The 19964-nt window shown below is 70.1% G+C and carries 13 protein-coding genes; 3 read left to right on the top strand and 10 right to left on the bottom strand.

Going from position 1 to position 19964, the window contains the following annotated elements; translation table 11 throughout:
* Positions 1–327: 327 nt before the first annotated feature.
* From ACIOHP_RS48430 to ACIOHP_RS48415, 4 genes are read right to left on the bottom strand one after another with little or no spacing between them, the layout of a single operon-like run.
* The gene (locus ACIOHP_RS48430; protein ID WP_401898046.1) at positions 328–1143 is read right to left on the bottom strand and encodes an ATP-binding cassette domain-containing protein; all 816 of its coding nucleotides are present in this window, start codon (positions 1141–1143) and stop codon (positions 328–330) included.
* A complete protein-coding gene (locus tag ACIOHP_RS48425) occupies positions 1140–2900 on the bottom strand; it encodes an ATP-binding cassette domain-containing protein (RefSeq protein ID WP_401898044.1) in 1761 nt (586 codons plus the stop codon). Before ACIOHP_RS48425 ends, ACIOHP_RS48430 begins: the two co-directional genes overlap by 4 nt.
* Positions 2897–3841 (bottom strand): ABC transporter permease, encoded by a 945-nt coding sequence (locus ACIOHP_RS48420; RefSeq protein WP_401898041.1) that lies wholly within the window; start codon positions 3839–3841, stop codon positions 2897–2899. Before ACIOHP_RS48420 ends, ACIOHP_RS48425 begins: the two co-directional genes overlap by 4 nt.
* Before the next feature lie 10 nt (positions 3842–3851).
* The gene (locus ACIOHP_RS48415; protein ID WP_401898038.1) at positions 3852–5447 is read right to left on the bottom strand and encodes an ABC transporter substrate-binding protein; all 1596 of its coding nucleotides are present in this window, start codon (positions 5445–5447) and stop codon (positions 3852–3854) included.
* A 421-nt stretch (positions 5448–5868) separates the two neighbouring features.
* Here ACIOHP_RS48415 and ACIOHP_RS48410 point away from each other — a divergent pair, with 421 nt between their 5' ends.
* Both ACIOHP_RS48410 and ACIOHP_RS48405 read left to right on the top strand, forming a co-directional pair.
* Positions 5869–6486: a TetR/AcrR family transcriptional regulator gene (locus tag ACIOHP_RS48410; protein WP_401898036.1), complete on the top strand. Its 618-nt coding sequence runs from the start codon at positions 5869–5871 to the stop codon at positions 6484–6486.
* Positions 6483–7280, top strand: a complete 798-nt coding sequence (locus tag ACIOHP_RS48405) for a sugar phosphate isomerase/epimerase family protein (protein WP_401898034.1) — start codon at positions 6483–6485, stop codon at positions 7278–7280. Before ACIOHP_RS48410 ends, ACIOHP_RS48405 begins: the two co-directional genes overlap by 4 nt.
* Positions 7281–7561: 281 nt before the next feature.
* On the opposite strand, the gene ACIOHP_RS48400 is transcribed toward ACIOHP_RS48405, so the two are convergent.
* The 6 genes from ACIOHP_RS48400 to ACIOHP_RS48375 form a co-directional block, all read right to left on the bottom strand.
* Positions 7562–10225 (bottom strand): family 78 glycoside hydrolase catalytic domain, encoded by a 2664-nt coding sequence (locus ACIOHP_RS48400; protein WP_401898031.1) that lies wholly within the window; start codon positions 10223–10225, stop codon positions 7562–7564.
* A gap of 58 nt (positions 10226–10283) precedes the next feature.
* The gene (locus tag ACIOHP_RS48395; RefSeq protein ID WP_401898030.1) at positions 10284–11636 is read right to left on the bottom strand and encodes an MFS transporter; all 1353 of its coding nucleotides are present in this window, start codon (positions 11634–11636) and stop codon (positions 10284–10286) included.
* Positions 11637–12199: 563 nt separating this feature from the next.
* On the bottom strand, positions 12200–14011 hold the full coding sequence (gene uidA, locus ACIOHP_RS48390; protein WP_401898027.1) for a beta-glucuronidase: 1812 nt from the start codon (positions 14009–14011) through the stop codon (positions 12200–12202).
* Positions 14012–14064: 53 nt separating this feature from the next.
* On the bottom strand, positions 14065–14886 hold the full coding sequence (locus ACIOHP_RS48385) for an SDR family NAD(P)-dependent oxidoreductase (RefSeq protein ID WP_401898026.1): 822 nt from the start codon (positions 14884–14886) through the stop codon (positions 14065–14067).
* A gap of 26 nt (positions 14887–14912) precedes the next feature.
* On the bottom strand, positions 14913–16115 hold the full coding sequence (locus ACIOHP_RS48380) for a family 1 glycosylhydrolase (RefSeq protein ID WP_401898024.1): 1203 nt from the start codon (positions 16113–16115) through the stop codon (positions 14913–14915).
* A gap of 1027 nt (positions 16116–17142) precedes the next feature.
* Positions 17143–17889, bottom strand: a complete 747-nt coding sequence (locus tag ACIOHP_RS48375) for an SDR family NAD(P)-dependent oxidoreductase (RefSeq protein ID WP_401898023.1) — start codon at positions 17887–17889, stop codon at positions 17143–17145.
* A 344-nt stretch (positions 17890–18233) separates the two neighbouring features.
* On the opposite strand from ACIOHP_RS48375, the gene ACIOHP_RS48370 reads away from it, so the two are divergent.
* Positions 18234–19943, top strand: a complete 1710-nt coding sequence (locus tag ACIOHP_RS48370) for an MFS transporter (RefSeq protein ID WP_401898021.1) — start codon at positions 18234–18236, stop codon at positions 19941–19943.
* The last annotated feature ends 21 nt before the right edge of the window (positions 19944–19964 follow it).

Genomic DNA, 19964 nt, shown 5'->3' with positions numbered 1-19964 from the left:
TTGCTCGGATGTTCACCCGCGGAGCGGTCCCCACTCGGATCTCACATGTGGACGCGGGTGCCGCGTCGGGGTCGTGTTCGGGCACGTCGTGCCAGTAGAGGAGCAGGCCGGCGACCAGGCCGACGGCGAAGAAGAGCGTCGACCACCCAGTACGCGGGAGCAGGCCTCGCGAGTCGGGCGTGGGCCTGGACGAGCGGGGTCTTGCCGACGCACAGAAGTGCACCACCGGCCTGTGCTCTCGGCCGTTCCCTGGGCGAACGCAGACCACTGGGCCGAGCCTCACTCACCGCAACTCCTGTCCAGGCTTCCCCGAACTCGGCGAGCCGGTCACAGGTGTTGCCGGGCCGCGCGTCGTCGACGCTGCTCGGCCGGGTCCGCGACCGGAGCGGCGAGCAACAGCTTCTGGGTGTACGGGTGTTGAGGGACCGAGGTGACATCGCCCGCCGGTCCGGTCTCGACGATGTCGCCCCGGTGGATGACGCTCACGCGGTGGCTGATGTGTCGGATGACCGCGAGGTCGTGCGAGATGAACAAGTAGGCGACTCCGGCGCGTCGTTGGATGTCGACGAGCAGATCGAGGACGCGGGCCTGGGTGGTGAGGTCGAGCGCGGAGACCGGTTCGTCGCAGACGATGAGCCGCGGGGCGGGCGCGAGGGCGCGGGCGATCGCTATGCGCTGCCGTTGGCCGCCGCTGAACTCCCGCGGCAGCCGCTGCGAGGCGTCCTTGGGCAGCCCCACCTGGTCGAGCAGCTCCGTGACCCGCTGCCGGGCCTCACTCGCCGCCGTGCCCTGCACGATCAGCGGTTCGCTGAGGATGTCACCGATCGTGAGGGCCGGGTTGAGGGAGGAGTAGGGGTCCTGGAAGACCACCTGGATGTCCCGGGCCAGGGCGCGGCGCTCCGTGCGCCCGGCGTGGGTGATGTCGTGGCCCTGGAAGCACACTGTGCCGCCGCTGGGCGTGACCAGGCCGAGCACGGAGCGGCCGATGGTCGTCTTGCCGGAGCCCGACTCGCCGACGACGCCCAGGGTCTCGCCCTGCCCCACGGTGAGCGACACGCCGTGCAGGACCTCGTGGGGGCGGGCCCGGAAGCCCCGCCCGGGGTAGGTGACGCGCAGGTCGCTCACCTCCAGCAGTGTGGTCATTGGGTCTCCGTCTCGAGCACGTCCGTAGGGGTGGCCGGTGGGTCGGCGCGCAGTGTGGTCTCGTCGAGGATCGAGTCCAGGAGCGTGCGCGTGTAGGGGTGTCTCGGCGCGGTGAACAACTCCTCCGTCGCGCCGGTCTCGACGACCGTGCCCTCCCGCATGACGGCCACGCGGCCGCAGATGTCCGCGACCACACCGAAGTTGTGGGTCACGAGCAGCACGGCCATGCCGAGGTCCTTCTGGAGGTCGCGCAGCAGGTCGAGGATCTCGGCCTGGACGGTGACGTCCAGGGCGGTGGTCGGTTCGTCGGCGATGAGAAGCAGGGGCCGGCCGGCGACGGCGCCGGCGATGAGGACGCGCTGTGCCATGCCGCCGGAGATCTGGTGCGGGTAGGAGCGGAAGGTACGTTCGGGGTCGGGGATGCCGACCCTGGCGAGGAGCGCCAGGACCCGTTCGCGGGCTTCGCCCCTCGACATGGACGTCGCCGCGCGCAGGCCCTCGACGAGCTGGGCGCCCACAGTGCAAGACGGGTCCAGGTTGGACATGGGCTCCTGGGGGATGTAGGCGATGGACGTCCCTCGCACCGCCCGCAGTTCGCGCTCGCTCAGGCCGAGCAGCTCGCGGCCGTCGAGCCGGATCGAGCCGCGGGTGACGACCGCTTCCGCCGGCAGTACGCCGAGTGCGGCGAACGCGGTCTGTGTTTTGCCGGAGCCGGACTCGCCGACCAGTCCGAGGGTCTCCCCGGCGGCCACGCTCAGGGTGACACCGCTGACGACCTCTTTCAGTTCACCGGTCAGGGTCGGGTAGGCGATCGCCAGGTCGTCCACGGTGAGCAGTCCCGTGACGGCGGCCCTCTCCGCGACGGGCGGTCGGTACCCGGTGGCGGTCACGATCCGGACCGGCTTGGGACGCCCGCCCTCCAAGGCGTCCCGCAGCGCGTTCCCCAGGAGCACCAGCGAAGCGGTGATGATCCCGAGCACGAGGCTCGGCCACAGGAACTGCAGTGGTTCCTCGTACAGGTTGGTGAAGCCATCGGAGATCATCGCGCCGAAACTGGGCACGGTGCTTGAGCCCAGGCCCAGGAAGGCCAGGCCCGACTGGACGGCGATGGAGGAACCGGCGAGGAACGCGGTGGCGATGATTACCGGGCCGCGCACCACGGTGAACACGTGCCGTCGCAGGATGCGCCGGTCGGGCAGTCCGGAGACCCGGGCGGCGTCGACGTAGAGCTCGTTCTTCACGCCGAGGACGAGATTGCGCACGAGCCGGTAGATGCCGGGAGAGAGCAGGACCCCGAAGACGACCATGGTGGCCCGGTAGTCACCCTTGGTGACTGGCATCAGGATGATGAGCAGGAGGAGCCCGGGGAACGTCATGATCAGGCTGAAGAGCCATTCGGTCGTGCCGCGGACCCGCCGCCCGAAGTATCCGCCGACGAGCCCGGACGTGATCCCGATCGCGAGGGCGATGCACGCGCCGATGAGCGCCGAGACCACGCTGGTGTTGATGGAGTACAGCAGCCTGGCGAAGATGTCGCGGCCGCTCTTGTCCCCGCCGAGCAGGTAGCCGTGGCCGCCGAGGCCGGCGTTCACCGCGTCCAGGTTCGCCTCGTTGGCACCGTGGCCGGCGAGGGCCGGCGCGAGCAGACCGAGCAGGACGACGACGGTCAGCAGGCTCGCGCTGACGACGGCCTGGGGGTCGGTGAGGAGGCGCCGCAGGGCCGGCCTGCGCCGCGAATCTGTACTCGCTCTTGTCAACGGACCATCCTCGCCTTCGGGTTGAGCCAGCCGCCCAGCAGGTCGACGACGAGGTTGACGGCCACGACGAGCAGCACGCCGAAGAGGCTGATGCCCATGATGATCGGCATGTCGCCCTGCAGGGAGGCGTTGAACGCGTACTGGCCGAAGCCCGGCAGCGCGAAGATCTGTTCGATGATCAGGGCCCCGCCGAGCATCTGGATGAACTCCAGGGACAGCACCGTGAGGGCCGGTCCCGCGGCGTTGCGCAGGGCGTGGCGCAGCACGATGGAGTGGGTGGGGATGCCCCGGGTGCGCAGGGTGCGTACGTAGTCCTTGCGCAGTTCGCCGATCATGGCGCCTCGGATCTGCGAGGTCAGGCTGGCGACCCCGCCCATCATCAGGGCGACCACCGGAATGGCGATGGAACTCGCCCAGCGGCCCGGGCTGTCGCCGAAGGCGGTGTATCCGGTGGCCGGGAACAGGTGCAGCCTGATGGCCAGGACGTAGACCAGCGCGATGGCGACGAGCAGGCTCGGCACGAGGTAGCCGACCATCGCCGCGCCCTGCGCGAACCGGTCGACGGCGCCTCCGCGCGCGGCGGCGGCCACCCCGAGGGCGACACTGATGACCGAGGTGGCCAGCAGCGCGACCACGACGATCGACAGAGTGACGCCGAGCCGTGCGGTGAGAGCGGAGCGGACCGGCTCGCTGGTGAAGTACGAGGCGCCGAGGTCGCCGCGGACGGCGTGCGAGAGCCAGTCGAGGTACTGGATCGCCACGGGCCGGTCGAGGCCCATCAGAGCCTTCTGCGCGGCGATCTGCTGTGGGGTGGCGCCGTTGCCGAGGACGCTGCTCGCCACGTCGTCGAAGGACGTGCTGAGCAGCAGAAAGGTGATCATGGTCACCAGGACCGCGAGCACGAGGCCCGCGGTCAGGCGACGCAGCACATAGACCGTCATGGGCGCGGACTCACCCTCCCGACCGCTGCGCGGAGCCGGCCACGCCGAACTGCCGGATGGTTGCCATCGTGGAAGAGCCGTCGCCCAGGTACGTGATGCCCTTCTTGGTGGCCCAGTCGGTGCCGATGTAGAAGACCGGCGCCAGCCAGGCGTTCTCGACGCCGAACGCGTTGATCTCCCGGTAGATCCCGGAGGCCTTCGCCGGGTCGAGTTCCCGGGCGGCCCGGCCCAGCAGGCTGGTCAGCTTCGGGTCGGTGGAGCGGAACACGTTGCGGAAGCCGGACGGGGTGTAGAAGCTTCGGGTCATGACGGCGTCGTTGCTGAGGCCCTCGACCAGCAGGAACATCGGGTACTTGCCCGAGGCGACGGCGGTGGTGGTCTGCTGCGCGGGCACCGGCTCCCAGGTCACCTTGATGCCGATGTCGGCGAGCGCCTGGGTGAAGATCGGCTCGAAGCTCTTGGTGAAGACCAGGCTCGGCATGGTGACCGAGAAGCCGTTCGGGTAACCGGCCTCGGCGAGCAGCTTCTTGGCCCCGGCGACGTCATAGGGGTACAGCTTGTTGAGCGTTTCGTCATAGGCCCCGCTCTGGGGGTTGAACAACTGGTCGGTGGCCTTGCCGGAGCCGCGCAGCACCTGTGTGACGATCTTCTGCCGGTCGAAGGCCATGTTGACGGCCTTGCGGACGCGCAGGTCGCCGAGCGGCTTCAGCTTGGTGCCGGCGCGGTCGGCGAGGACGAGGAAGGCGCCCGCGGTCGCCTGCACGTGCGTGATCTCGAAGCCGGCCGCCTTGATCGCGGGTACCTGGGAGACGTCGACGGTACCGGCGTTGGTCTCGCCCGCCTTGAGGGCGTTGGCCGAGGCGGTCGGGTCGGTGATCACGCGGATCTTGACCGTCTTGAACGGATACGCCTTCTTGTTCCAGTAGTCGTCGCGCCGCTTGAGGACGTAGACGGAGCCGTTGACCGTGGCCTTCGTGTCGAGGGTGTAGGGGCCCGAGCCGACCGGGTTGAGGGTCGAGCTCTTGTCGGCCATCGTCTTCGGGTCGCCGATCACACCGGGCGAGGTCGACAGCGCGGCGAGCAGTGAGGCGTCGGGCTGCTCGAGCTTGATGCGGACCGTCGAGGCGTCGGGGGCCTCGACCGAGGAGACGGAGGCCAGTGACAGCTGGCTCTGGCCGGGCGTCGACCGGATCCGTTCCAGGGTGGCCTTCACAGCGTTCGCGTCGACCGCATCGCCCGAGCTGAACTTCATGTCCTGGCGGATCTTCAGGGTGAGGGTGCGGCCGTCCTTGGAGTACGCCCAGCTCTGCGCCGCGCCGGGGCGCAGTACGCCCTTGTTGTCCTGCAGGAGCAGCGTGTCGTAGATCGAGTCCCAGACGTAGGTCTGCTGGCCCTCGATGAGCTGGGCGGGGTCGAACGAGTTGGGAGTGCCGAGGATGGACAGTGCGAGGGTCGTGTCGGTGCCGGAGCTCGACGGGGCGGCCGGGGTGCTGTCGCACGCCGTTGTGGCCGTGGCCAGCAGGGAGATGGCCGCAACGGCCGCCAGGGCCTGCGTGCGCTGTCGCGGACGTGGGCCGGGCCGGGAGTGCGAGGAGCGGATGCGCATGGGTGGATTCCTTCGTCCTGGAACCTGAAGAGCCGAGGCCTTCGTCAGTGCGTCGGTGTTGCGGTGCGGTCATGCGCGGGTGCACGAGCGGGCCGATGCATGTGTGGGGTGTACGGCGTAGCCCGTGAGGCCGGCATGCGGGTGATCAAGGACGCTGCGGCGGTCGCGGATCCGCCGAGGGGTCCGTCGCGTGAACGGTTACCACTTGGTTGAATTTCATTCGGAAGGTAGGCCCCGGCGGGAAGTGCGGGAAGATGGGGGACTCTGTTCGTAATCAGAGCGTTACCTGGCGCGAAATTGCCGTGCTCCGCCCCTTGCGCTCACGGCGGTCGCCGCCCACACTGCCGAGCAGGCAATGAAATTCTAAGCATTGGAAGGTTTTCGTATTCGTGATGCGGGATTCGGGAAAAGGAAGCGCACTGTGACCCGGGCCAAGGCCCGCGGCCCGTACACCAAGACCCCCGCCAGACAGGCCGAGATCGTCCGGGCGGCGCGCGAGAGCTTCGCGGAACACGGATTCACCAAGGCTTCGCTGCGCGACATCGCCGAGCGGGCCGGCATCACCCACGCCGGGCTCCTGCACCACTTCCGCAACAAGGACGACCTGCTGGCCGCCGTACTCGCCCAACGCGACACCGAGGAGCGGCAGTACGCCGAGTCGCAGGTGCCGGACATGGACCACCTGGCGCCGTACCTCGGCGACCTGCTGCGCCACCACCAGAAGGCCCCCGAACTGATGCGCCTGTGGATCGAGCTCGCGGCGGCCGCCTCACGCCCGGAGCACCCCGCGCACGGCTACTTCGCACAGCGCTACGCCTGGGGACGCGATCAGTTCGCCCAGGGCATGAGCGGGAAGGCCGAGCGCGGAGAACTGCACGAAGCGCTCGCCCCCGAACACGCGGCCACGCTGCTCCAAGCCGTGCTCAACGGCCTGCAGTTGCAGTGGCTGCTCGACCAGGACCTCGACATCGTCGGCCCCGTCCAGGCCTTCATGCGCATGACCTTCCCGCAGGCCGCGGAACCAGAGGACGAAGAATGAGCCCCGGCCTCCTCGCCGTCCAGCTGTACAGCGTGATCGAGGCTCTGGAGGCCGACCGCCCCGCCACCCTGACTCGACTGGCCGCGCTCGGCTTCCGCCACGTCGAGCCCTTCGCGCTCGGCCTGTGGAACACGCCTCCCGACGAACTGGCGGCCTCCGCACGCGCTTTGCGTGCGGATCTGGACGAGGCGAATCTCGGCGTCAGCTCGATGCACATCGCCGTCTCGTCCGACAGCCAGACGTCCGCGATCGAGACCTGCCGCATCCTTGGCACGGACACCGCCTTCGTGCCCATCCCGTGGCTCGTCGACGGCTTCGACGAGCGGGCCCTGGAGACCCACGACGGTGTACGCGCCTTCGCCGGCCGCCTCAACGCGGCTGCCCGGGAGCTGGCCAGGGCGGGGATCCGGCTCGGCTACCACAACCACCACTTCGAATGGGTCCGGCTGCCGGGCGGCGCCCACGCCTTCGACGTGCTGTGGGATCTGCTCGACCCCGAGGTTCTCGCCGAGGTCGACGTCTACTGGGCCGCCGTGGCCGGCCAGGACCCGGCCGAGGTCCTGAAACGTCTCGGAGAGCGCGCCGTGACCGCCCACCTCAAGGACGGTCCTGCCGAACCGGACGCACCGCAGACGCCCATCGGTACCGGGGACATCGACATCCCGGCCGTGCTGCGCGCGGGCAGTCATCTGCGCTGGCACATCACGGAGATCGACCGGACGGAGGCCGACCGTTTCGAACTGCTCGCGGCCAACCGGCGAGCGCTTTTGGCGGGCGGGCTGACCCTCGCGTGACAGTCCCTCAGCCGCCGTGACCCGATGGACCGGGTCCAGGTCGTGGCGGCGTATGCCATCCGCCGTGATGGCGGACCGCCCCGACGAGGTCACGCCTGGATGAGCGTCGGAGAGAGTGACTTCTTCCCTCAGGAGGCGGTCGACTGCGCGCGCCGCCGCGGCGAAACCGGTGTGGAGGCGATGCGAGAGGCTGTCCGGCCCGTGAACCGATCTGCACGACCACCGCGCCCCTGCGGCGGACGGCCCGCGGCGTCACTGTCGCCGGGCCCGCCCCGGTCCTCTCAACCCGTCTTCCCCACGCGCCGGGTGGCGCTGAACCTGCCGGGTGCCGCAGACTCCTCGATCGTGCCATCGGGGAAGAGAATGCGGGCGGTGGTGGCCGGCGGGACGTCGACCGTGATGGTGAGGCGGTCGCCGCTCGTGCGCCACTCGACGGCGATCGTGCCCTGCAGGGACTCGTGCGTGCCCCGGGCCCACGGTACGGACGGGTGCGGGACGGGCGCGACCTCGAAGGACTCCCAGGCGATCGACCCGGGCGCCTGGCGCAGTCCCAGGGTGTGGGTGTGCAGGAAGCGGACCACCGCGCCCTTGCTGTAGTGGTTCAGGGACTCGTGGGCGGCCCCCTTCCCGTCGATGCCCTCCCACTCCTCCCAGATGGTGGTCGCGCCGCGGTCGACCATGTACAGCCAGGACGGGGCGGTGCGCTGGAGGAGCAACTCGTAGGCGACATCGGAGTGCCCGGAGTCGGCGAGGACGGGGAGCAGATCGCCCGTCGCGAGGAAGCCGGTGGTGAGGTGGGTGTCGGCGGCGCGGATCAGCTCGATCAGGCGCGCGACGGTCGCCTCGCGCAGTTCACCGGGGACGAGTCCGAGGGACAGCGCGCGCACATAGCCGGCCTGGGTGTCGCCGGCGGTGCGCCCGTCGGGGGAGAGGAACTCAGTGCGCCAGGCATCGCGGATCCGCTCGGCGATCACGGCGTAGCGGTCCGCGTCCTCGGTGCGATCCAGCACCCGCGCGACGCGGGCCAGGGTCGCCGTCGAGCGGTACAGGAAGGCAGTGCCGACTTCTCCCTTGTCGGCCATGAACCAGGCCACGGGATTGTCCTTGACCGGGTCGATACGGCTGCCGTCGGCCGCCTTCGCACTGGGCTCGGTCCACTCGCCCCAGTGGAAGGAGCCGTCCCAGAGGTACCGCTCGTGCGGCAGTGGCTCGGCCGAGCGTTCGACACGGGTGTGGTGGCGGGCGGTGCGGGCGGTCGTGAGTGCCCACTCCACCCAGCGGACCATCGCCTCCCAGTTCTCGGCGAGGATCTCCCGGTCGCCGTACGACTCGTACAGCTCCCACGGGACGGCGACGATCGCGTCCCCCCAGCCGGCCGAGCCGGTCATCATGGCGAACTGGTCGTCCAGGTGATGTTTGATACGGCGTCCGTCGGGCGAGAAGTTGGCGATCCGGCCGTCGGGCAGCTGGTCGTCGCGCACGGAGCGCAGCCATTTGCGGCTGAAGCCCAGGACGTCGTACAGGCGTGTCGCGGTGGCGGCGAAGACCTGGTAGTCGCCGGTCCAGGCGAGGCGTTCGCGGGTCGGGCAGTCCGTGGGCACGTCGACGGCGTTGCCGCGGAAGCTCCACTCGGCGATCTCGTGGAGGCGGTCGAGGTCGTGGTGACCGCACACGAAGGTGCCGGTGCGGCGCAGGTCGGAGTGGATGACCCGCATGACAAGGGTCGCCGGGTCGAGCGGGGCGCCGTCGCGCCGGATACGGGCGTACCGGAATCCGTGCACGGTGTGGCGCGGCTCGAACGTCTCACCTTCCCCCGCGGAGATGGCCATGTCGCGCTGGACGAAGGGGATCGGGGCCTGGCCGGGGCGTGTGGAGTCCAGGTGGGCGGTTGTCAGGTCGCCGTCGGGGCCGAGGTGCTCGCCGTGGTCGACGATCGTGCGGGTGCCGGCCGGACCGAGGTCGCCCAGGGCGAGCCACCCCGAGGCGTTCTGGCCGAAGTCGGCGATCCACACACCGTCTTCGAGTTGTTCGACCCGGTGCGCGGGGCGCGACTCGATCACGCGCACCGGGGGTGCCGGCGACCAGTCGACCTCGGGCGCCTCGACCCGGTCGACGAGGACGGGCCCCCCGGCCCCGGCGCGCACGCGGAAGTCGGTGGTCTGCCCGTCCATGAGGTCGGCCCGGGTGATGGCCGACTCCGCGCTCGTCCACGTCGCGTCGGTGCGGACGACCTGCCGTATGCCGTCTTCGTAGAGCAGGTGCAGTTCGGCCCGCGCGCCGGGCACGGTGCCCCAGCCTGCCGGGAGGCGGAAGGCGCCGACCTGGCCCCGGTACCAGCCGTCGGACAGCAGGATCTCGATCCGGTTGTCGCCCGTGTCGACGGCGGCTGTGACGTCGTAGGCCTGGGCGTACAGCGTGCGGTCGTACGAGGTGGACCCCGGCGACAGTTCTGCCGTGCCGGCCCGCTCGCCGTTGACATACGCCTCGTACACCCCGAGCGCCGTCGCGTACAGCCGCGCCGAGCGCACCCCGGAGCGTGCCTCGAACCGGGCCGACAGGACGTATGCGGGCCGTCTGCCGTATCCGTGGTCACCGGACTCGATGGGACTGATCCAGTGCGCCCGCCAGTCGGCGGCGAGCAGACCGCTCTCGAACGTGTGCCACCGCGACCATGGCGAGTCGCCGTCGGCGCCGAGCGCCCGGAGCCGCCAGGCCACCCGGCGCCCGCTGTCCAGCGCCGCCCACGGCCAGGGGAGGAAGCGGTGCCCGCCCACGGCGGTGGTCACGGCGGCCCGCGCCTCGCCGCCGATGGTGCACTCCACCTCGTACGCCACCGGGCGGGCCGCGTCCGACGGCGGCTTCCACGACAGCCGGGGCGTGCGCCCGGACACGGGGAAGGCGTCCCCGCCGCTGTCGATGGCCAGGTCGTACGGTGCGTTTCGCATGGTGTGCCTTCTCGGAACTCGGTGGAGCGGATTGTCGGGGGCCGGACGGGAGCGGCGGCTACCGCACCGACTTGATCTTGAACTTGACGATGAGGCCGCCGACCAGTGCCAGGACCGCGCCGATCAGATAGAGCTGGGTGTAGTTCTTCTCGCCGCCGGCGCCGACGCCCAGGGTGATGACGAGCGGGGCGATCAGCGGGGCGACGGCGCTGGGGATCTTCTGCGCGAACGCGACGACCGCGAGGTAGCGGCCCGCCTCGGCCCGGTCCGGCAGGACGGCGAACACGATCGCCTGGTCGACGGCGCTGAACACCGCGATGGCGAACTGCATCAGTACGGCGCCGACGACCAGCTGGGGCAGCGAGTGGGCGAACGCCTCGGTGACGGCCCCGGCGACGAACACCGCGGAGCCGATCAGGGCGAACAACTTGCGCCGGCCGAGCTTGTCGGAGAGGAAGCCGCCCCCGATGGCGCCGCCCGCCGCGGCCACCACACCGATGGTCCCGATGACCGCCACGATCCCGGCGACCTCCTTGACCGGCAGATCGAGCCGCTGCGCGTAGAAGAAGGTGCCGAACGTCGTGTTGAAGTACAGCCCCATGAAGAACACGAAGCGGCCGAGCCAGTTCCAGCCGAAGTCCGGGTACCTGCGCGGGTTGAAGCCGTAGCTGGTGACCATGCTCCTCAGCGTCACGCCGGTGGTGTGCACCAGCGCGCGGGAGTCGCCCTCGGGCTTGAACACCGGGAACAGCACCACCAGGGCGGCGCCCAGGACCCCCGGAACCAGGAACACCAGGAACGTGCTGGAGGCCACCGCGTAGGCGATGCCGATGCCGACCACCGGCGCGATCTGGGTCATGACGCTGGTCAGGGCGGAGACCCGGCCCCGCTGCTCCTCGGGCACCCGGTCTGCCTGGACGTTCTGGACGGCCTGCCCGGTGGTGGACCAGCCGATCATGCCGACGACCCAGGCCAGGCCCAGCAGGAGAACGGACGGCGCGAGCGCGACCCCGACGAGCGCGACGGTGCCGAGCAGGGTACCGCCGATCATGAAGGGGGTCCGGCGGCCCAGCCGGGAACGCGTCCGGTCGCTCCAGAGGCCGATCAGGGGGCTGAGGACCAGGTAGACGACCTGGGCGGAGCCGGTGACGTACCCGAGTTTCTCCTCGTGCCCGGGGGCGAGGTCGTCGATCCGCACCGCGAGCGAGTAGGACAGGGGGACCATGAGGGCCAGGGAGCCACCGAAGCTGGCGGTCATCAGCCAGAGGAGATAGCCCCTGCCGACCCTCCGCAGCGGCGGTGCCTCGATCTCGGGCGCGGCGGGCGGCTCGGTGGGACCTCCGGCGGCGTCCTGCGGTGTCGCCTTCGCAAGGGGAACCACCACGCTGACGTCCTGGTCGTCGTGCGGCATGAGGACTCCTTTGTCACATGATCGCTAGGGGCGGTGGCAACCGCTGGGGGAGTGAAAGGTGGGCGGGTGCCTGGAACCCGCCGGTGATCAGGGCGTCGGCCGGACCGGGCGGGGCCGGAACACCGGGTGCTTCGAGCACGGCGGTTCGGTCGCGGCCCCTGCGAGGAGCGATGGCTCGCTCGTGCTCGGCGATGACCCGCGGTGCCCGAAGCGGTCCGGGCGGGCGGGAGCCTGGTGCCTGGTCGCTCCTAGGAGCCCGGGGCAGGCGATTCCGCAGGACCGGGCGGCGCCCGTCGCCGATGACGGGTTCGCCCCATCGCCGCCGGACCTGCGGAGGGCACCGGGCTACGGCGCCGGGGACTCGCGATGTGCGCTGCCGACGCCCCCGGGATGCCGGTTCAGGGACGGCAGTAAGAGGGGCCGACGGACGCGTCTGGGCGTCCCCACCCCTCCAGCGCCGACTCGGCCGTGCGGCCTGTGAGGCGGTGGGCTGGAGGGATGTCCGGCTCTTCTCAGTCGTCGCGGCAAGGGGCAGTCGGACTCCCTCGCGCCGGTCGCGGGTGTCAGTCGGCCGCGGCCCGCCCGGGCTTGCTGCCGCCCAGTCCGCGCCAGCGCCCGCGCAGGGCGAACGCGGCCGACTTCGGTTTCCGGTCGCGGGTGAACACGCCCTTCTTGTTGCCGTCGACACGGTGGATGCCGGGCGAGGTCTGGAAGTCGGCGAAGTTCCACACGTGCTCGCCGACGAACTCGGGGATGCGGTCGAAGACCCGGTGGTACATGGCGAGGAAGTCGCTCTGGTACTCCTCGCTCCACGGTGTGTCCCAGACGGAGTGCAGTCCAGGTTGGGTGTCGGCGCCGTACTCGGACATCATCACGGGCTTGCCGAAGCGCTGGACCCATCCGCGCAGATCCTGCTCCAGATACCCCTCGGCGGTCGCGAGGTCGCCGGTGAAGAGGTACCAGCCGTAGTAGCGGTTGATGCTCAGGACATCGAACAGGTCGCCGATCCGGTCGTTCTGCGGGGTCGCGAACATGACGGCGGAGTAAGTGAGAGGTCGGGTCGGGTCGAGCTTGCGGGCCAGCTCGACCAGCGGCTCGAAGTATTCGCGCGCGCCGTCCTCGTTGGAGGCGGGCTCGTTGGCGAGGGACCACATCACCACGCTCGGGTGGTTCTTGTCCCGCTCGATGAGCTCCCGCAGGTGCTGGGCGTGGACGTCCCGCGTGGCCCCGCCGAAGTTCTCCGGCGCGAAGGTCGGGGTCGGCGGAACACCTGTGAGCCCGCCCTGGACTCCCAGGTTGAGGCCGACGGCGGCGGTCTCGTCGATGACGACGATGCCGTGCCGGTCGGCGAAGTCGAGGACCTCCTCGGCGTAGGGGTAGTGGGAGGTGCGGAAGGAATTGGCGCCGGTCCACTGCATGAGCTGGAAGTCGTGGACGAGGTAGGCGTCGTCGTGGCCCTTGCCCCGGACAGGGGTGTCCTCGTGTTTACCGAAGCCGGTGAAGTAGAAGGGCTCGCCGTTGAGGAGGAACTCGGTGCCTCGCACCTCGACGGTGCGGACACCGAAGGGCTGGCTGTAGCTGTCGACGGTCTCGCCGTCCACGGCCAACTCCACAACGAGGTCATAGAGATAGGCCGCGCCCGGCTGCCAGAGCGTGACGTCTTCGATGCGCAGTGCGCCTTCGGGGCCCTCTCCTTGCGCCACGGTCCGGCCGGCCTCGTCCACCGCGCGCACCTGCACGGTGACCGTGTCGGCGTGTTTGCCGGCGGCCTCCACGCGGTAGCCGACGGTACCGGCGGCGCCGTCCCGTCCGGTGACCACGGTGACGTCCTCGACGAAGGTCGTCGGCGTGCTGTACAGGCGGACCGGGCGCGCGATGCCCGCGTAGTTGTAGAAGTCGTGCAGATACGACTGCCGTTCGCGGCCCTCGGGGCCGGTCGTGACGGTGCCGGGCGGGATCGTGATGTTCGTCAGCCGGTTGTCGACGCCGACCGTCAGCCGGAACGCGGTGCCGGGCTGGATCATCGCGGTCAGGTCCGCCTCGAACGGCGTGTAGCCGCCGGTGTGTTCGGCCACGAGCCGCTCGTCCACGTACACCTGCGCGGCGTGGGTGACCGAGCCGAAGCGCAGGACCACGCGCTCGCCGCTCCAGCCGCGCGGCACGCGCACGTCGCGCTGGTACCAGACGACGCCGACGTGGTCACGGATCTCCGGGTCCACGAACAGGTCGTTGTAGCTGGCGGGCACAGGCACTTCGAGCGGCAGGGCGAGCCGTGACGCCCACGGGGTGGCGCCGGCGTGGGTGTCGAGCGCGAACCGCCACAGGCCGTCGAGGCCGACGAGGTCGCGGGTGGGGGTGGTACGGGGCGAGAGCATGGAGGTCCTACCGGGGGCTCGGTGCGTTCGGGGTGGTCGGGGTGGCGCGCCGGTCACGTCGTTTCACCGGCGTCCGCGAGCAGCGTGCTGCCCGTCATGAAGGCTGAGAGGTCGCTCGCGCAGAACAGCACCACCCGGGCGATGTCGTCCGGTACGCCGAGCCGGCCGAGCGGGCCGGGCCGCATCACGGACAGGAGCGCCTCGGAGTCAAGGGGCACGCCGGCCGCCGCGGCCGCCGCCATGTTGCCCTCCGTCGGTACGAAGGTCGGTGCGACGCCCAGCACGCGGATGCCGAACGGGGCGAACTCCAGGGCGAGTTGCCGGGTGAGGCCGCGAGCCGCGTGCTTGGATCCGACGTACGCGGCGAGCCCGGGGGCCGTCCCGCGGAACCCGGCCGTGGAGACGACGTTGACGATGACGCCCCCGTGCCCGGCCTCGCTCATCCGGCGCGCGGCCTCCCGGGCGCCGAGGAAGACGCCGCGGGAGTTGACGGCGAACACCTCGTCGAAGGCCTCATCGGACATCTCCAGCGCGGGGACGCTGGGGAAGACCCCGGCGTTGTTCACCCAGATGTCGATCCCGCCGAGCTCCCGGACCGCGAGGTCGGCGGCGGCCACGACGCTGTCGGGGTCGGTGACGTCCAGATGGGCGGCCAGGGCGCGGCCTCGACCCCGGGCGCCGAGGTCCTCGGCGACGGCCGTGGCGAGATCGTCCTGGATGTCCGCGACGAGCACGTCCGCTCCCGCTTCGGCCAGCCTCTCGGCGACGGCCCGGCCGAGCCCCCGACCCGCGCCGGTCACGACGGCACGCCGCCCGGACAGCGAGACGAGTTCGGCCAAGGACTTCGACGAGACGTCGGGTACGGATACCTGCACGATGTTTCCTCCGAGTGCCGGTGCGGTCAGATCCGGCCGCGGCGGGCGGTCTCGCCCAGCCAGGCCAGTGAGGGCTTGGGGCGGCGCTCGAACGTCTCGCGGTCGACCGCGACCAGGCCGAACGTCGGCGCCCAGTGGCCCCACTCGTAGTTGTCCAGCAGGCTCCAGTGCAGATAGCCGCGTACGTCCACGCCGTCGGCGATCGCCTTGCCGAGGTGCTCCAGGGCCTCGCCCGTGTAGGCGATACGGCGGGTGTCGTCGCCGGTGGCGATGCCGTTCTCGGTGACCAGGATCGGCAGGCCGTCGGTGACCTCGGCGGTGTGCCGTACCGCGATGCTCAGGGCGTCGGGCCGGTAGGCGGTCCCCACGAGCGTGTTGTCCGGGTGCGGCGGGTAGGGCTCGATGCCGTCCGGGCCGACCCACTGGCTTGAGTACGACTGCACGCCCACGAAGTCGTCTCCGCGCGACCCCTCCAGGTAGAGGTCCTCCCAGATGTACTCCAGCTCCCGCTTCTTCTCCTCCGCCCCGGGACGGGCCACGAAGGCGCGGTTGGCTACCGTCCAGCCGACCTTGGCGCCGGTGCGCTCGCGCAGCACCTCCCGCGCGGCGTGGTGCGCCTCGACGAGCCGTGCGCCGATGGCCGGGTCGGGGGCCGGCAGCGGCGGACGCGGGCCCTCGTTGTCGAGGGTGGGGCTCTGCCACTCGCCGTCGGCCTGCGGGTTCTGGAAGGCCCGCGCCATGCCGGTCATGATGGCCAGCATGTTCGGCTCGTTCATGGTGACGGTCCACTCGATGCCTTCGAGGATCGGCGCGACCGTCTCGACGTACGTCCGGAACCGGTCCACCGCGCGCTCGCCGAGCCAGCCGCCCTCCTCGGCGAACCAGAGCGGGCTGGTGAAGTGGTGCAGGGTCACGACCGGCGTCAGGCCGAGCTCGGACGCCGTCTCGATCATGCGCCGGTAGTGGGCGAGTTCGGCGCGCGAAACCATGCCGGGGATCGGCTCGATCCGTGCCCACTCGATGCCGAAGCGATAGGCGTTGAGCCCGGCGTCGGCCAGCAGTCGCATGTCCTTTCGGTACCGGTGGTAGCTGTCGCAGGCGTCGCCGCTGCGCTCCATGCCCGGGACGCGTCCCTCGTTGGCCCAGAAGTCGCTGTTGAGGTTGTTGCCTTCGATCTGGTGGGGTGCCGTGGATGCGCCCCAGAGGAATCCGGGATCGAGTTCGGTCATCGCCGACTGCCTTCCTGACGCCAACAGTTACCATGTGGTTGGTTTTCGCTGGAACGTAGACCGGGATTGCGAGGCGGGGAAGGGTGCAGGGTGGTTTCGTAACCTGAGCGTTACATCAGGGGAGCCGTCATGGCTGCTTGCTCACGGCTCGTGGGCTTGGGCGCGCGGAAGTCCATGTCAGGCGGCGCGGGCGTTGTTCATGCAACGGTGCCGCTCTGTCGATGCGAGTGGAGTCCATGCAGCATGGCCGGTCAGGTCTTCCCCAGGTCAGTGAGCCGCTGAACGGACAGGGAGCGAGCCATGTCCAGCCATGACAGGAATCCAGGTCGAGCCCGAGGCCTCCTGCTGCCCTGACCCGCTGTACACCGAACTGCGGAAGCGCGACGTGACCTTCGTCGAGGAGGCGGGCGCCTTCATGGTCACTCGGGCCGAGGCTGTGGACACGGTGCTGCGTGACGTCGAGACGTTCTCGTCGCCGCGACATCGTCGGCCGCACACCTACCGAGCCGGGGAGTGGCCCGGTGGGACCAGGGCTCTATCTGATCGACACGGATGCTCCGGAGCACGCCCGGCGCCGTCGGTTGCCGGCCAGGGCGTTCACGTCAGGCCGGGTCGCTCCCTTTGATCCGCAGATCCGGGCGATGTACGCGGAGTTGATCGAGGGCCTGCGGGGGCGGGAGGAGGTTGACTTCGTGGCCGACTCCGCCACGATGCGGCGGCTGTCGGAGAAGGTGCTTTCCGTCCTCGGCGATTCACCCGACCCGGTCGGCTTCGCGCGGGCCTGTGAGGAGTTCGGCGCACTCCTGGCGCCGGCGTCGGAGGCCGCGGCCGGTGTGGACCAGGAGACCACCTTCCTGCACACGATCGCGTCCTCCGGACTCGGCGCGGAGGACGCCATGCGGTTCGTCATCCCGTCTGCTGCTCGGGAGCCACCTCGGTCGGTGTCCCCTGCAGTCGAGCCGGCCGCGAACAACTCACAATCGAGTGGTCCCGCCGCTCCACCGTGCGGATCCGGTGAGGGAGCGCCTCAGCGGCGCGTGCCTCCGCCGTCCGCGACGACGATCTGCCCCGTGATGAACGCCGCGTCGTCGGAGGCGAGAAACGCCACGACGCCCGAGACGTCGGCCGGCAACTGCACACGCTTGATGTTCTGCCTCCGCACGGTCTGCTCGAAGAAGACCTCGCTCGTCTTCTCCGCGGCCGTGGCCGTCCGGACCAGGCTTGCCGCGACGCCGTTGACGGTGATGTCGTGCGCGGCGAGGTTGGCGGCCAGGACAGAGGTGAATCCGTTCAGCGCGCCCTTGGCGGAGACATACGAGACGAAGGGAGGCGGCGGAGTCCAGTAGCTCGCGGACGTGATGTTGATGATCCGTCCCGCCCCGGACTCCTTCAGATCCGGCAGGAACGCCCTGGAGGCCAGGAAGGGGCCGTCCACGTTGACGGCGAAGGTGCGACGCCATTCGTCGAAGGTCACGTGGTCGAAATCGGCCAGCAGAACGACTGCCGCGTTGTTCACCAGGATGTCGACGGCGCCGAACTCACGTCGGACCCGGGCGGCGAACCCGTGGATCGCGTCCTCGTCCGAGACGTCGACCTTGTCGCTGAAGAATCGCCGACCGGTTTCGGCGACGAGGTCGCGCGTCTCGTCGGCCGGATCGATGTCCGCGACCGCGATGTCCGCTCCCTCCGCCGCGAGCCTGCGGGCGGTCTCCTGCCCGATGCCCGTACTGCCCCCGGTCACGACGGCGGTCCTGCCCGTCAGCCTCCCAGCCATGAGTCACTGCTCCTTCCGGTGCCTCCGGGCGGCCGCGACAAGGCCGTCCTCCAGGGATGGTGCGCTTCGAGCCCGCGGATCGGCGGCGGCTTGTCCGTCTAATGAACATGACCGTTGAGCGTGACGGGGGTCATTCCTACCTTGACGCTGCTCAGCCGGTCGGCCAGCGCGCCGAGCGTCCTGAATCAGGTCCGGTGGAAGGGCAGCGGCGCGGAGGCGCTCCGCAAGGCCCAGGGGCGGCACGGCAGCGGTGTTGCCGGGATGACCGCGACAAAAGCACCCACAGCAGGGTCCGGCAGCGGACGCCGGTTCCCACAGCAGCGCTTTGCGCCAAGGAGTCGTCCATGGTTCAGACCGAGTCACCCAAAGCGGCAGAGGGAGAAGGCGGCAGATACACCCTGGCCCCGCGCACTCTGGCCGCGGTGGTTCTCGCCGTGTGCCTCGCCCAGATAGCTCTTTCCGTCCCCTCGCTCATCAACGGGCTCGTCCAGCAGGATCTCGCCCCGTCTTCGGCCCAACTGACCTGGATCACCGAGGCCTTCATGCTTCCCGTCGCCGCGCTGGGACTGGGCTTCGGCGTGTTCGGTGACCTGTTCGGCCGTAAGCGCCTGCTCATCGGGGGCGCCGCGCTCATCGTCGTCGGCTCGGCTCTCGCGGTCCTGGTGCCCGGTGCGGGATCCTCGACCGACACTCGCGTGACGATGCTGATCCTTGCCCAGGTCCTCAACGGTATCGGGGCCGCGGCCATCTTCCCGACGAGCCTCGCCATGGTGGCGGCCGGCACGCACACCACCGCCACCCGCGCGCGTGGCGTGGCTATCTGGGCCACCGCGCTCTCGGTCGGCGGCTTCCTTGGACCGCTGCTGGCAGGGCTCTCCGCCAAGATCGAACTCGGCTGGGCCGGTAACGCGAACTGGCGCTGGGCGTTCGTCGGTGTCCTCGTCATCGCCGCCGTGAGCCTGGTCCTCTCCCTGGCCCTCGCCCAGAACTCCTCTTCGCCCGAGGGCCGATCCGTCGACTGGCCCGGTCAGATCACTGCCGCGCTCGGCCTGTTCGCCCTGATGTACGCCGTGATCCAGGGCTCCGAGAGCGGCTGGGGGGAACCGCAGATCATCATCGCGTTCCTCGTCGCGGCCGTCTTCCTCGCGCTGTTCGTCTTCGCGGAGAACCGTGCGGCCGAGCCGCTCCTTCTCCTAAGCGTGTTCAGGAACCGGGCCTTCGCCATGAACTCGGTGGTCACCCTGATCGGTATGTTCGCGTTCCTCGTGATCATGTACGGCACCAGTATCCGCCTCACCATCATCCAGGGATTCAGCCCCCTGCAGAGCTCCGTCGCCTACCTCTTCTTCGGAGGCATCGGCTTCGTACTGCTGCCTCTCACCTCCAAGCTGCTCGAGCGCTACAACCCCCGGTGGATTCTCTGCACGGCCCTGACCCTCATCGGCATCAGCGGGCTGTGGTTCGCCGGCGTTCCCACGAGCAGTCGGGCTCTGACCGCCATCGTCGGACCGCTGATTCTCGCCGGCGTCGGCTCGGCACTCGCCTTCGCCTCCATCACCGCAGTCGCGGTCAACACGTTGCCCAACAACCTCGCCGGTATGGCGAGCGGTGTCACGAGCACTTTCCGGGACCTCGGGTTCGCCCTCGGTCCCGCGATCGCCGGCGCTGTCGCGCTGAGCCGAGCCGCTGATGAGATCGCCCGCAAGCTGGCGGGCGATCCTCAACTGAGGAGCGCCTACGAGGCCTTCCAGGCCTCCGCGGCCCATGCTCCCGCGGATCAGAGAGCACAGCTCGAGGCGGCGGTGCACGCCGTGGAATCGGGCCCGCTCGGCGCCAACTCGGTGCCGGCCACCATTACAACGCCGGACGGCCAGGTAGTGCCCTTCAACCCGCTCAAGGACGTCGCTTTCGACGCCCTCAGCAGCAGTTACTCCCTCGCCTACGTGCTCGGTGGCGTGGCTGCTCTGGTGGCGGCGGCACTCGTTCTCATCGGCGCGCGCGGCGGGGTCGACCAGGCTCATCTCGACGACGACCCGCACACCCTCGACGACTGACCGCCCGACGAACACCGGCGC

This window comes from Streptomyces sp. NPDC087859 (assembly GCF_044742595.1).
Taxonomy (GTDB): domain Bacteria; phylum Actinomycetota; class Actinomycetes; order Streptomycetales; family Streptomycetaceae; genus Streptomyces; species Streptomyces canus_F.
The sequence above is the reverse complement of the archived record's forward strand: the minus strand, read 5'-3'. Positions and strand labels throughout refer to the sequence as shown.

Excerpts from the sequence above, each read along its gene's own strand:
- ACIOHP_RS48430 (WP_401898046.1), bottom strand. The coding sequence starts at position 1,143 with ATGACCACACTGCTGGAGGTGAGCGACCTGCGCGTCACCTACCCCGGG.
- ACIOHP_RS48420 (WP_401898041.1), bottom strand. The coding sequence starts at position 3,841 with ATGACGGTCTATGTGCTGCGTCGCCTGACCGCGGGCCTCGTGCTCGCG.
- ACIOHP_RS48415 (WP_401898038.1), bottom strand. The coding sequence starts at position 5,447 with ATGCGCATCCGCTCCTCGCACTCCCGGCCCGGCCCACGTCCGCGACAG.
- ACIOHP_RS48405 (WP_401898034.1), top strand. The coding sequence starts at position 6,483 with ATGAGCCCCGGCCTCCTCGCCGTCCAGCTGTACAGCGTGATCGAGGCT.
- ACIOHP_RS48400 (WP_401898031.1), bottom strand. The coding sequence starts at position 10,225 with ATGCGAAACGCACCGTACGACCTGGCCATCGACAGCGGCGGGGACGCC.
- ACIOHP_RS48395 (WP_401898030.1), bottom strand. The coding sequence starts at position 11,636 with ATGCCGCACGACGACCAGGACGTCAGCGTGGTGGTTCCCCTTGCGAAG.
- uidA (WP_401898027.1), bottom strand. The coding sequence starts at position 14,011 with ATGCTCTCGCCCCGTACCACCCCCACCCGCGACCTCGTCGGCCTCGAC.
- ACIOHP_RS48380 (WP_401898024.1), bottom strand. The coding sequence starts at position 16,115 with ATGACCGAACTCGATCCCGGATTCCTCTGGGGCGCATCCACGGCACCC.
- ACIOHP_RS48375 (WP_401898023.1), bottom strand. The coding sequence starts at position 17,889 with ATGGCTGGGAGGCTGACGGGCAGGACCGCCGTCGTGACCGGGGGCAGT.
- ACIOHP_RS48370 (WP_401898021.1), top strand. The coding sequence starts at position 18,234 with ATGGTTCAGACCGAGTCACCCAAAGCGGCAGAGGGAGAAGGCGGCAGA.